Origin of the sequence: Niveispirillum sp. (genome assembly GCF_052437035.1) — a bacterium.
Classification (GTDB): Bacteria; Pseudomonadota; Alphaproteobacteria; order Azospirillales; family Azospirillaceae; genus Niveispirillum.
Map to the genome: position 1 here is coordinate 18,241 of NZ_JBQVOH010000010.1, position 13,066 is coordinate 31,306.

Annotated in this window: 10 protein-coding genes; 4 read left to right on the forward strand and 6 right to left on the reverse strand. The window is 64.6% G+C overall.

From position 1 onward, the window contains the following. The first annotated feature begins 31 nt into the window (after window positions 1–31). The 3 genes from ACT6Q8_RS20755 (at window position 32) to ACT6Q8_RS20765 (ending at window position 3,788) form a co-directional block, all read left to right on the forward strand. Complete coding sequence (locus ACT6Q8_RS20755; protein ID WP_444734294.1) at window positions 32–1,255, forward strand: aspartyl/asparaginyl beta-hydroxylase domain-containing protein; 1,224 nt, start codon at window positions 32–34, stop codon at window positions 1,253–1,255. A gap of 80 nt (window positions 1,256–1,335) precedes the next feature. Next, window positions 1,336–2,517 carry an FAD-binding domain-containing protein gene (locus tag ACT6Q8_RS20760; protein ID WP_444734295.1) on the forward strand — a complete coding sequence of 394 codons (1,182 nt, stop codon included), beginning with the start codon at window positions 1,336–1,338 and terminating at the stop codon, window positions 2,515–2,517. Between the two features lie 62 nt (window positions 2,518–2,579). Further along, entirely contained in the window at window positions 2,580–3,788 is a 1,209-nt protein-coding gene (locus ACT6Q8_RS20765; protein ID WP_444734296.1) for a GDSL-type esterase/lipase family protein, read from the forward strand. Window positions 3,789–3,905: 117 nt separating this feature from the next. Here ACT6Q8_RS20765 and groL read toward each other — a convergent pair whose 3' ends face one another. Both groL and groES read right to left on the reverse strand, forming a co-directional pair. Further along, a complete protein-coding gene (gene groL / locus ACT6Q8_RS20770) occupies window positions 3,906–5,549 on the reverse strand; it encodes a chaperonin GroEL (RefSeq protein WP_054170094.1) in 1,644 nt (547 codons plus the stop codon). 52 nt (window positions 5,550–5,601) lie between these two features. Beyond that, window positions 5,602–5,892, reverse strand: a complete 291-nt coding sequence (gene groES / locus ACT6Q8_RS20775) for a co-chaperone GroES (RefSeq protein ID WP_054170093.1) — start codon at window positions 5,890–5,892, stop codon at window positions 5,602–5,604. A gap of 203 nt (window positions 5,893–6,095) precedes the next feature. Here groES and ACT6Q8_RS20780 point away from each other — a divergent pair, with 203 nt between their 5' ends. After that, on the forward strand, window positions 6,096–7,019 hold the full coding sequence (locus ACT6Q8_RS20780; RefSeq protein ID WP_444734297.1) for a methyltransferase domain-containing protein: 924 nt from the start codon (window positions 6,096–6,098) through the stop codon (window positions 7,017–7,019). A 23-nt stretch (window positions 7,020–7,042) separates the two neighbouring features. Here the strand turns inward: ACT6Q8_RS20780 and ACT6Q8_RS20785 are convergent, their stop codons facing one another. The 4 genes from ACT6Q8_RS20785 to ACT6Q8_RS20800 are packed head-to-tail and all read right to left on the reverse strand — an operon-like array spanning window position 7,043 to window position 12,894. Beyond that, window positions 7,043–8,899 carry an O-linked N-acetylglucosamine transferase, SPINDLY family protein gene (locus ACT6Q8_RS20785; RefSeq protein WP_444734298.1) on the reverse strand — a complete coding sequence of 619 codons (1,857 nt, stop codon included), beginning with the start codon at window positions 8,897–8,899 and terminating at the stop codon, window positions 7,043–7,045. After that, the gene (locus ACT6Q8_RS20790) at window positions 8,896–10,710 is read right to left on the reverse strand and encodes a tetratricopeptide repeat protein (protein ID WP_444734299.1); all 1,815 of its coding nucleotides are present in this window, start codon (window positions 10,708–10,710) and stop codon (window positions 8,896–8,898) included. Before ACT6Q8_RS20790 ends, ACT6Q8_RS20785 begins: the two co-directional genes overlap by 4 nt. A gap of 4 nt (window positions 10,711–10,714) precedes the next feature. Next, a complete protein-coding gene (gene rfaD / locus ACT6Q8_RS20795; RefSeq protein ID WP_444734382.1) occupies window positions 10,715–11,698 on the reverse strand; it encodes an ADP-glyceromanno-heptose 6-epimerase in 984 nt (327 codons plus the stop codon). A 26-nt stretch (window positions 11,699–11,724) separates the two neighbouring features. Then, complete coding sequence (locus ACT6Q8_RS20800) at window positions 11,725–12,894, reverse strand: glycosyltransferase family 4 protein (RefSeq protein WP_444734300.1); 1,170 nt, start codon at window positions 12,892–12,894, stop codon at window positions 11,725–11,727. Window positions 12,895–13,066 lie beyond the last annotated feature (172 nt).

Below are 13,066 nucleotides of genomic sequence, written 5' to 3' on the forward strand. Positions count from 1 at the left end.
TCGAAATGGCCTAGTCCGTTGGGACTAGGGCATGAGCGTTTTGCCGTGTGTGAGGGAACAGCCGATGGCGGTAGCGGAACTGACGGCCCAGGATACAAGCCTGACGGCGATGCGCCTGATGGCGTCGGGCCGCATGCGCGACGCGCGGGAGATGCTGGAAACTGCCCTGCGTCGCTTTCCCGGTGACATTTCGCTTTGGCTGAACCTGGCTGTCTCGCACCGGGCCAGTGGTGATCTGGCAAGCGCCTTGGCCACGCTGGACAGCGCGTTGCGCATTGATCCGCGCAATTTCCTGGCCCTGCTGATGCGGGCCAGCGTCCTGGAGGCGCAGGGGCAGCAGCGCCAGGCGGCACAGGCCTATGGCGTCGCCCTGACCCAGTATTCCCCGCACGGCCATTATGACGAGCCGACCCGCCGCGCCGTGGCCCGCGCGCAGCAGATCCATGAGGCGTATCTGCGCGAACTGGAAGGCAGCCTGCGCGGCTCCGTCGCTGAACTGTCCAGCCCGCGCGGATCGGCGGAGACACGTCGTATCGACCAGATGATCGATCATCTGGTGGGCCGGCGGAAGGTCTACACCCAGAAACCCACGCATTTCCACCTGCCGGGCCTGCCCTCCATCGAATTTTTCGAGCGTGAGGAATTCCCCTGGCTGCACCGGCTGGAAGGGGCGACGCGGGATATTCAGCGGGAACTGGCTGGCCTGCTGGCCGACCCGGATCAGTCCGGGTCCGTGCCTTATGTACAATATCCCGACTGGGCGCCGCTCGATCAGTGGAAGCCACTGAACCATTCCCCGCGGTGGAGCGCCTTCCATCTGCTGGAAAAGGGGTTGCCGGTGCCGGCCAATGCCGACCGCTGCCCCGTTACCATGTCGGTACTGGCCGATATGCCGCAGCCGCGTGTGCCGCAGCGGTCGCCCGTTGCCATGTTCTCCCTGCTGAAGCCGCGCACCCGCATTCCGCCGCACCATGGCGTGGCCAACACGCGGCTGGTGGTGCATCTGCCGCTGGTGGTTCCCGCCAACTGCGGCTTTCGTGTCGGGAACGAGACGCGCGAATGGAAGGTTGGGCAGGCCTGGGTGTTCGACGACACAATCGAACACGAAGCCTGGAACGACAGTGATGAACTGCGCGTCGTCCTGATCTTCGACATCTGGCACCCCTACCTGACCGAGGTGGAGCGGGAAGCCTATGCCCGCATCATGACCAGCATGGATGCGGTGACCGGGACGGTGGCCGACGCAGGCATCTGAAGGGCATATGAGTCGGTTCTGACGCTACACTCTCCCCCTTTCCGCCGGGCCGCCGCGATCTATCTCGCCGGCCCATGCAGATGATCAATTTCCCCCCAACGCGCGCTGCCGGTCTGGACCGGCTGTCCCGTTTCACCCCCCGTATGGGCCGCACCTATGCCGCTGGGCGCAACAGCGACCCCGGTCCCGGCAAGCGCCATGCGGTGTCCGAACTGTCGCCCTATGTCCGTCACCGTCTGGTGACCGAAGAGGAACTGCTGCAGGCGGCCATCGCCGCGCATGGGGCGGAGGCAGCGGAGAAGTTTGTCGCGGAAGTGTTCTGGCGCACCTACTGGAAGGGCTGGCTGGAAATGCGGCCCGGCATCTATGACCGCTATGCCCAGGGTCTGGACACGGCCATGAATGCCATGGCGCATGACCGGTCGCTGGCACGCCGGGTGGACCGGGCCTGCGAAGGCCGATCGGGTATTGAGGGTTTTGATGATTGGGCCGTGGAGCTGGTGGAAACCGGCTATCTGCACAACCATGCCCGCATGTGGTTCGCCAGCATCTGGATTTTCACGCTGCGCCTGCCTTGGGAACTGGGGGCCGATTTCTTCTTCCGCCACCTGCTGGATGGGGACCCGGCCAGCAACACCCTGTCCTGGCGCTGGGTGGCGGGGCTGCACACCAAGGGGAAAACCTATCTGGCCCGCCGCGACAATATCCGCGACCACACCTATGGCCGGTTTGATCCCGATGGATTGAGCGGGGTGGCAGTGGCGCTGGAGGAAGCGTCAACGCCGCCCGCCACCCCCATCGCGCCCATACCGGCCCCGGATCGGCGGGCAGCCACGGGCCTGCTGCTGCATGGTGATGATGTGGCTGGGGTGGGGTTGGATATCGGCGTCGATATCAGCGCCCTGGCCGGCCTGATCATTGATGATGGCCGGTCGGCCATGGTGCAGGACTGGACGGCGGCGGCGCTGGGCGATGGTGTGACGGAGATGGGGTGGCGTCTGGGCCTGTCTGGTTCATGCCTTGGCCTGGGTGATGTGCTGGCTTGGACCCGTGCCCATGGCCTGACGCAGGTGCTGGTGCCGGAGGCACCGGTGGGTCCGGTTCGGACCGCGCTGGGCCGCCTGTCGCTGGAACTGGGCCGGGCGGGGGTAAAGCTGCTGTCCCTGCGTCGACCCTATGACGCGCTGTGCTGGCCCCATGCCGGCAAGGGCTTCTTCGCCTTCAAGGAAAAGATCCTGACGCTTCTGACGCAGGTGATTTAGGCTGGAACAGGGCAAGTATCTCCCATTATATGATTTTCAATATCGAAAAATGGGAGGATGCGATGTGGCGTGTGATGGGTCGTTCCCTGTTGGCCGGGGCCTTGCTGATGGGCCTGTCGGCCTGTGTCACGGGTGGGCAGCAACCGGCAATGCAGGCATCGGTCTGGCGACCAGCCTGGGTGCTGGCCCCGCTGCCCCCCGGTGATACCCCCACTTATGACCGTCAGACGGTGCGCCAGACCCTGGTGCTGGATGCCGATGGCCAAGCCGTACGTCTGCGTTTCACGAATGAGCTGGGTGGGCAGGGGTTGAGCTTCGGCCCTGTCCGTCTTATCCCCCTGGACGCCAGGGGCGAGGCGGCGGGGCCGGCAGTTGCCGTCACCTTTGGCGGCAATGCGCAGGCCAGCCTGGCCATCGGCGCCCCGCTGTTGAGCGATCCGGTGTCCCTGCCCGTCGTGAAGGGCCAGCGCCTGGCACTGTCGATCCATTATCCTGGCCCCGCCATCGTGGCCGGCCACCGCCCGCAGGTGGAGATCGCGCCCGGTGATCAGACGGGGCAGCCCGGCCCGCTGCCGGGGGCAGAGGTGAAACGCTCGGCCAGCCCCCTGGCCACAGTAGAGGTCCTGGGACAGGCGTCCCCCGTCCTTGTCGCCATCGGCGACAGCATCACCGAAGGTGACGTCACGCATCAGGCCCCGCGCGGCACCTATCCGCGCCAACTGTCGACCCTGCTGTCCGCGCGCGGCGGGGATGTGGCGCTCACCATCGTCGTGAATCAGGGCATTGCCGGCAATCGCCTGCTGCGCCCCAATGCCGGGGCCAGCATGCTGGCCCGGTTCGATCGCGACGCCCTGGGCCAGCCCGGTGTAACCGATATCGTGCTGCTGATCGGCATCAATGATATCGGCAATGGCTCCATCAAACCGGGGGAGGAGGTGACGGCCGAGCAGGTGATCCAGGGCCTGTCACAGCTGCGTGACCGGGCACTGGCGCGCGGTGTGCGCATCCATGCCGGCACCATCATGCCCTATGAGGGGGCGAAATATTACCGGCCCGATGGCGAGGTGATCCGCCAGAAGGTCAATGAGTGGCTGCGGTCACCCGCCGCCGGCTTTGACGGGCTGGTCGATTTCGACCGGGGTATGCGCGATCCCGCCAATCCGGGCCGCCTGCTGCCCGCCTATGATATCGGCGACCGCCTGCACCCCAGCGAGGCGGGGTATGCAGCGATGGCAAAGCTGGTCGAGGCGGCCTTGTTTGCCCGGCCCTGACGCGGCGTGCGGCTGGGATACAGGGCGTTTCTTACTCTCCAAACGAACAAAAACCCCCGGCAGATTGTTCTGCCGGGGGTCTTCGCATTCAAGCCAGTTCGGCTGAACGACTGGGACTTAGAAGTCCATGTCGCCCATGCCGCCCATGCCACCCGGACCACCGGCGGGAGCGGCCTTCGGGGCCGGCTTCTCGCCGATCATGGCTTCGGTGGTGATCAGCAGGCCAGCGATGGAAGCGGCGTCCTGCAGGGCAGCGCGTACAACCTTCGTCGGGTCGATGACGCCGAACTTGAACATGTCGCCATATTCGCCGGTCTGGGCGTTGAAGCCGTGGTTGGTGTCAGCCTGCTCCAGCAGCTTGCCGACGATCACCGAGCCGTCGAAGCCGGCATTCTGGGCGATCTGACGGACAGGGGCCTGCAGGGCCTTGCGGACGATGTCCACACCGAACTTCTGGTCCGGGCCGTTGGTGGCCAGGGCTTCCAGGGCCTTGGTGGCGTACAGCAGGGCTACGCCGCCGCCGGCGACGATGCCTTCCTCGACCGCGGCGCGGGTGGCATGCATCGCGTCATCAACGCGATCCTTGCGCTCCTTCACCTCGACCTCGGTCGCGCCGCCGACGCGCAGAACCGCAACACCGCCGGCCAGCTTGGCCAGACGTTCCTGCAGCTTCTCACGGTCATAGTCGCTGGTGGTCTCTTCGATCTGGGCCTTGATCTGGGTGATGCGGGCCTGGATGTCGTCCTTGGAGCCTTCACCATCAACGATGGTGGTGTTGTCCTTGGAGATCGTCACCTTCTTGGCGCGGCCCAGCATGTCCAGGGTCACGTTTTCCAGCTTGATGCCAAGGTCTTCGCTGATGACCTGGCCGCCCGTCAGGATGGCCATATCTTCCAGCATCGCCTTGCGGCGGTCGCCGAAGCCCGGAGCCTTGACGGCGGCGATCTTCAGGCCACCGCGCAGCTTATTGACCACCAACGTGGCCAGGGCCTCGCCTTCCACATCCTCGGCCACGATGACCAGCGGACGCGAGGACTGCACGACGGCTTCCAGAACCGGCAGCATGGCCTGCAGGCCCGACAACTTCTTCTCGAACAGGAGAATGTAGGGGTTCTCCAGGTCGGCGATCATCTTGTCGGCGTTGGTCACGAAGTAGGGCGACAGGTAGCCGCGATCGAACTGCATGCCTTCGACGACATCCAGCTCGGTTTCCAGGCTCTTGGACTCTTCGACCGTGATCACGCCTTCGTTGCCGACGCGGGCCATGGCCTCGGCGATCTTGGCGCCGATGAAGGCCTCACCATTGGCGGAGATGGTGCCGACCTGGGCGATCTCGTCGTTGGTGGTGACCTTGCGGGAACGGGCCTGGATGTCGGCCACGACGGTGGCGACGGCCAGATCGACGCCGCGCTTCACGTCCATCGGGTTCATGCCGGCGGCGATGGCCTTGGCGCCCTCACGGACGATGGCCTGGGCCAGCACGGTGGCGGTGGTGGTGCCGTCGCCGGCCAGATCGGCCGTCTTCTGCGCCACTTCCTTGACCATCTGGGCGCCCATGTTCTCGAACTTGTCGGACAGTTCGATTTCCTTGGCGACCGAGACACCGTCCTTGGTGATGCGGGGAGCGCCGAAGCTCTTCTCGATCACGACGTTGCGGCCCTTCGGACCCAGGGTCACCTTCACGGCGTCAGCCAGAATGTCCACGCCGCGCAGCATCTTGGCGCGAGCGTCGGAACCGAACTTAACTTCCTTGGCAGCCATTGCTCTAATCCTTTGAATTCTATGGGGTCAGTGGGATCTAAAGTGATCCGACTCAGGCGTTCAGAACGCCCATGATGTCGCTTTCCTTCATGATCAGGTATTCGACACCGTCGATCTTCACTTCGGTACCAGACCACTTGCCGAACAGGACGCGGTCGCCGGCCTTGACGTCGAGAGCCACCAGCTTGCCGGACTCGTCACGAGTGCCGGAACCCACGGCGACCACCTCGCCCTCCTGGGGCTTTTCCGACGCGGTGTCGGGGATGATGATGCCGCCGGCCGTCTTCTTTTCGGACTCAACGCGCTTGACCACGACGCGGTCGTGCAGCGGACGGAACTTCATAGGATCTCTCCCTGAAAAGGCAAAAGGGTTTGGGCGTGAGCCTGTTGTTAGCACTCACGCTCGGTGAGTGCTAATGACCTAATCATCCAGGTCCCAACTGTCAAGAAGCGCTCCGTCATATTTCGATGAAGTTGCCATGACGCTGCCGAAGATCAGCAGCGGGACGGGTTGCCAGTAACCGCCAGCGGGAGTATGGCAGGGGCATGAGCGACGCCGATACTATGTTCCTTTTCGACCGCCCCCTGATCCGCCAGCGGCGCGACCGCGCGGCACCGGGGCTTTCTGCCTATGATTTCCTGCTGCGAGAGGTGGCGGAACGGCTGGGTGAACGGCTGGACATGATCCGCCGGGAGTTCCCGCGCGTCCTGAGCCTGGGCAGCCATGGTGGCGAGGTCGAGGCGGCCTTGAAGGGCCGCAACGGCGTCACGCAGGTGGTGCATGCCGATCTGTCCCCCGCCATGGCGCGGCTGGCCGGGATGAATACAGGCAGCCCGGCTGTGGCCGCGGATGAAGAGGCGCTGCCGTTTGCGCCCGGTTCGTTTGACATGGTCATTTCCAACCTGTCGCTGCATTGGGTCAACGATCTGCCGGGCGCCATGATCCAGGCGCGGCAGGTTCTGCGTCCTGACGGGCTGTTCATCGCGTCCATGCTGGGCGGCGACAGCCTGTTTGAGTTGCGCCGGTCGCTGATGGAGGCGGAGATGGAGGTGACGGGCGGCGTGTCGGCCCGGATAAGCCCCATGGCCGGCTTGCGCGATGCGGCGGGCCTGCTGCAACGCGCCGGCTTTGCCCTGCCCGTGGCGGATATGGACACGCTGACCGTCAACTATCCTGACCCGTTCCGCTTGATGCGCGACCTGCGTGGCATGGGGGAGACCAATGCCGCCCTGTCACGCCTGAAACGGCCGACCCGGCGGGAGGTCATCGTCCGCACCGCCGAACGCTATATGGAGCTGTTCCGCGAGGCGGATGGCACCGTGCCGGCCACGTTCGAGGTGATCTTCCTGGCCGGATGGTCACCCGATGCATCGGTGCAGCAGCAGCCCGCCAAACGGGGCAGTGCCTCGCACCGGCTGGCCGAGGCCTTGAACAGCATTGAGCAGTCGACGGGCGTAAAGCCGCACTGAAGAGGAGTTACAGGGTCCCGGCCCTACACCCATTCCTTCCACATCTGCCGATAGGCCGCTTCCACCTGCGCCGCAAAGCCGTAGGCATCGCAAAGCGGGCTTGCCTGCATGCGGGGGCGCAAGGTCTGACGCAGACTTTCCAGCCGGTCCAGATCACCCGCCAGCCCGGCGGCAATGTCGAGATAGGCATCGGGGCTGTCGGCGACCAGATCGTCATGGCCGAGACGGTGCAGCAGGCTGGCCGTGACCCGGGCGACATGGTGGGTGCCGCGCAGGCTGACCACGGGCACACCCATCCACAACGCCTCGCAACTGGTCGTGGTGCCATTATAGGGGAACGGGTCCAGCGCGATATCCAGCCGGTCATAGGCGCGCAGATGATCGCCCTGGTCCGGGGTCTGCGGCAGCAGGTCCACCCGGTCAGGTGTGACACCATTGGCAGTAAACAAAGACTGGTAACGGGCCAGCGTGGCCGGATCGGCGAAGGGCTTGCTTTTCAGGATCAGGCGCGAGCCGGGCACGCGCAGCAGAAGGGCTGACCAAAGCGCCACCACTTCCGGTGTCACCTTTGCGTTGTTGTTGAATGAACCGAAGGTGATGTGGCCGTTGCGCCGGGCGGGCAGGGGGCCGGCGGGTGCGTTTTCCTGCGCCGGGCGGAAGCAGAGGAAGCCATCATCCAACCGCACCAGCTTTTCCAGATGCCAGCCATCGGTCACGCCCGGCGGATCGGCAATGGCGTCGGTCAGGCGGTAATCCATGGCTGTCATGCCGCTGCCGTCGGGATAGCCCAGCCAGGAGACCTGGATGGGAGCCGGCTTGCGCGCGAAGATCAGTGGGCGGCAGTCACAGGTATGGCCCGCGACATCGACCAGAATGTCGATATTGTGGGCGCGAATGCGTTCCGCCGCCTCGTCATCGGTCAGGCCCGTCAGGGGGACCCAGTGGCCGGTGATGGCCTGGAACCGTGCGGTGACGGCATCGCTGCGCCGGGAGATGGGATAGCAGAAAATCTCCACTTGGCTCCGGTCATGCCCGCGCAACAGCGGTTCCAGAAAGCAGGAGACGGCATGGCCGCAGAAATCCGGCGATACATAGCCTATGCGCAGCCGGCGATCCGGTGAACGGTCATTGCCGAAGGCTTTGCTGCTGGACGCCGTGAGGGGGGCCGCATGACGTTCGCCCCAATGCCGGTGGGCACGGAAAATCACCTCCGGCGGGACATGGGGCGTGTAATGCAGGGCGAACAGCAGGTTGGAATGCAGCAGCGGCAGGGCCGGGTGCTGTTCCAGCGCATGTTGCAGCAGGGTGATGGCATCCGTGACACGGCCCTGCTCCTTCAGCACCTCGCCCAGATTGACATAGGGTTCCGGCATGCCGGGGTTCAGGCGCAGAGCGGTGCGGTAGCACTCCATGGCCTGTGTCAGCTCGGAGGAGGATTTGTATGTATCCCCCAAGTTCGACCAGGCCTCCGCCATATCCGGGCGCAGACGGACCGCGCGGCGATAGGCCTGGCGGGCTTTGTCGCTTCCCCCCAGGTTGCGCAGGATATTGCCTAGATTGAACCAGGCCTCCGCATAATCGGGTTTCAACGCTATGGCCATCATGGCGACTCGGGCCGCCTTCGCCTCCTGCCCCAGGTCGGACAGGACACAGGTCAGGTTGTTGAAGACATGCGCATCCTCCGGATTGGCGCGCAGGGCCCGCTGATAATAGGCGACAGCCTCGTTCCAGCGCCGCTGCGCACGCAGCAGGATGGCGTAGTTGTTATTGGCAAAAGGGTGATCGGGATTGGTGGCCAGCACCTGCCGGTAAAGGCTTTCCGCCTCCGCCAGCTTGCCGTCCTTATGCCGGGCCATGGCCGTATCGAACAAGTCGGTCACGATGCTCCCCCCTGGCGCAGCAGGCCGGCGTCGGCCAGGATGCCGCGCAGTTTGTGCGCCGCCTGGCCCCAGGTGAAATTGTTCAGCAGATGGGCGCTGGCATCGGGCAGGGCGCTGTCTCGCCCGGCAATGATGTCGGCGATGATGGCGGCCGCCGCATCCTCATCCGGGTTCCACCAGTCCAGCCCGAAGAACGGTTCCCAGGGCTCCCCGCTATAGGGCAGATGGGCGGGGCCGGTGCTGGACGGGATCATCCGCGCAAAGCGGTCATCCAGATAATCCAGGTAGGAGCTGTGGGCCGGTGCAATCAGGCCCATGCCCATGGCCCCAGCCTTGGACAAAGGCAGGTCCCAGCCCTCACCATGCGACAGGCTCCAGTAATAATTGGCAGTGCGGAAAAGGCCCGTCATCTCCAGTTCCGTTAACGGCTGATCGACCAGCACGATGGGCGCGGCGTCAGCGAAGGAGCGGCCCACATGTTCCTGCGTCTGCCGCACGATGGTCTGCAAATGCCGGCGCGCCGCCTCGTTCCCGCCCTTGCCGGGCTTCAGGATCAGGACGGCATCGTCGCCGCGGTTCGTGGCGCGCAGCCAGACGCGCAGCACCCCATCCAGGTTCTTGCGCGGGATGGCGTCCGACACATTCAGGAAACGGTGGCGGTAGCTGGCCACCGACCGGCCGGCGCCATCCACCAGCACCAGCGGTAGGGCGTCCGCCACCGCCGGTTCCGCGTCCACGCCCAGGGGGCAGACGCGGATACGATCCTCCGGGTAGCCCTGGCTTGCCCAGGCAACCCACGAGCTTTCAGTGGGCACGATCACCATGTCGGCCGTTAGGCTTTGCCGTGCCCAGGTGGGGGAGATGCGCGGCCCTTCGAACATGGAATAGAGGATGGTCGACAGGCCCGGGATTGGTTCCACGGCCAGCGGGACCATGATGTTGATGGCGACCTTGGAACTCACCGGCGCCTCCAGTGGCTCCTCACTCCAGGTTTCATGTCCGAAAACACCTATGACCTGCAAAGGCACCGATTGCTGCCGCAGCGTCTGGATATAGCGGCGGCCCATATGGGCGTAGCCGGACGCGGTGGCGAAGGGGCCGCGCAGCACGATACCATCGCCGGGTCCTGGCCCCTGTGCCACCGCCGCCTGGCTGGCGGTAAGGTAGCGCTGGCACCGCATCACATGCTTAATTGCGTCGTCATATGTGGGGTCGAGTTTCAATGCACGCCGTAGTGGGGGCAGGGCTGCCTGCAACCGTCCCTGTCGCAGCAGGGCCCCGGCCCGCTGCACATAGGGATAGGGGTTCTGTGGGTTCAGTACGGCGGCGGCATCCAACGCCCGGATGGTGCGGTTCAAGTCATGAGGCGCCCAGGCCAGGGACTGGTCGATCCGGATGCCTTCATCCTGTGGCGACAGGCGCACGGCGCGGTCGGTCAAGCGGGTCGCTGCCTCCCGGTCGCCCCGCCAGGTGTTGCACAGCAACCCCAGTCGGTCGAAGGCAATGGCGCTGGCAGGGTTCAGTACGGCCAGATGTCGCAGTCGGTGCCATGCCGCATTCTGCTCACCCGCGTTCAGCAGGGCGATGGCAAGATTGCTGACCAGCTGCTCATGATCCGGCCAGCGGGCGATGGCGGCGCGCAGCACCTCGATCCCTTCGGCCGACAGCTGCCCCGTGGTCAAGCAGACGCCCAGCAGATTATGGGTAAGCGGATCGTCGGGCGCTGCCTCCAAGGCCTGACGGGCTGCGGCAAGCGCTTGCGTCGCCTGTCCGGCGCGGTGAAGGGCGACGGCGTGGGTATAGGCATCCATCGCGTTACCTGTAGGGATCGGGCTGGGACAGGAAGTGGCGGACATAGTCTGTCACCCCATCCTCCAGTCCCGTCATAGGGGCTGTGTATCCGGCGGCGCGCAGCCGGTCCAGCTTACCTTTGGTGAAATACTGGTACTTGGCGCGCAGATGATCGGGCATGTCGACATAGTCGATGGCCGGTTCGCGGTCCACCGCACGGTACAAAGCCGTGATCAGGTCGGCGAAGGATCGTGCCTGACCGGAGCCGACATTGAAAATGCCGCTGATATCAAGATGGTCCAGCAGCCAGAGGACGACATCCACGCAATCGCGGACATAGACGAAGTCCCGTAATTGTCCGCCATCGGCATAGTCGGGGCGGTGCGACTTGAACAGGCGCACGCTGCCCCCGTCGGCGGCAATGGCGTAGTTCTTGGCCACCACGCTCATCATCTCGCCCTTATGATATTCGTTGGGGCCATAGACATTGAAGAATTTCAGCCCGGCCCATTGCGGCGGGCGCTGCCGCCCCCGGCCCACCTGATCGATCACAAAACGGTCAAAGGCCAGCTTCGACCAGCCATAGGCATTGAGCGGACGCAAAGCCGCCAGTGCCGCCGGATCATTGTCGTCGGAGAAGCCCTGGCTGCCATCGCCATAGGTGGCGGCGGAGGAGGCATAGATCAGCGGCACGTCATGGGCGGCACACCAGTCCCAGAGCAGGGTGGAAAAGCCGATATTCGTTTCAACAATCAGGTCGGCATCGGTTTCCGTGGTGGCGGAGATCGCACCCATATGCAGGACGGCCTTCACCGACCCGGCCCGTGCAGCCAGGAACGAGGGCAGTTGATCAGGCGCCACGAATCCGGTCACCAGATGCTTTGCCAGATTGCGCCATTTGTCGCCGGACCCCAGCCGGTCGCAGACCACCACCTCTTCCCCGCGCGCGGCCAGGGCTGCGACGAGGTTGGAGCCGATGAAGCCGGCCCCGCCGGTTATGATGGTCAAGCCGGTCATCGCGTCATACCTGCTGATCAAGCTGCCGCATCAATAAAGCTTTCCGCAAAATCCCGCCATGTACGTTCGGTGCGGATGAAGATCTTGCCCCGGTCACCGATGGCCCGCGCCTCCTGCCGGTTCGCGTAAAGCGTTTCCAGATGGGCCACCGCTTCGTCCACCGAGCTTTCACACCAGCCCTGGCGCGCGCCGCGTGGGTTGGGCACGGGCGTCTGCCGGCGCAAGGGCAGGCAATTCCCCTCCCGGATCAGGTCGCGATGGCCGGTATTGTCCGACAGGATGACGGGAACGCCACAGGCCATGGCTTCCATTGCGACCAGATTGGTCGCCCCCTCACACCGGTTGGGGAACAGGGCGGCATGGCATTCGGCCAGGATGGGCGCGATCTGGGCGCGGGTCAGAAAGCCGAGATCGACAAAGGCGTCGGAAGGCACGCCATGGTCCACCGCCCAGTCGGTGATGCGCAGGCGGTGGGTGGCCGGATCGATGCGCGGCGCGCGCACCGCGAGCGGCGATTCCGCGATGTCGGCGGATGTGTGCGGCCAGGCATTGTGCCAGGCGGTGATCAGCAGAGCATCGGGATGGCGTTCGTGGAAGATGCGGAACGCCGCCAGCACAACATCTTGCGCCTTGCGATATTCGATCTTGCCGCCGGAAAACACCACAAATCGATCACCGAACAGGCCGGTACGCGGCAGCAGCGGCATTTCCGACGGGTCCACGCCCTGGAAGGTCACGCGCACATCGGGCAGCCCGCGTTCGGCCAGCAGGTCGCTGTTATAGGTGGAATGGACGATGATCCGGTCATATTGGCTTGCCCGTTCCAGGGTAGCCTTGTCCAGGCTTGTATCCTCGAACGCGATGACACCGATATTGCCCTCGCCTTGATAAAGGTTGCTCGTAGGGCCGGGTTCGAAATGGTTGCCCAAGGCATGCAAGGCTGTGCAGTCATGCAGCTTAAGCTTCTTGCCGCCATGCTTGGCGGAAAGCGCCGAAATCTGGTTGTAGCCATCCATCAGCGGTTCCAGCTTTTCCCGCGTGGACGGGCGCATGGTGATGAAGGCCGGCTTTTCCAGCAAAAGCGGCGGCTGATTGCGGTCGACCAGGCACAGGGCCGTATGGACACCCACCAGGCCCCAGCCATGGATTTCCGTCAACTGCCAGGTCAATGCCAGATTACGCGCCAAATCCTGTCCCCGAAGCCAGTGCCACCATTACTATCTCCCTCATACGCCGGGCGGGCGCATCCGCGCCCTTGGCTTGCGCGATCATGTGATCGCGGGCGGCAGTCGCCGACCATTCACGGCATGACCCAATAGCTCTTGCCGCCACATGCAAAGGGGCCGGCCGGCAGCTTGG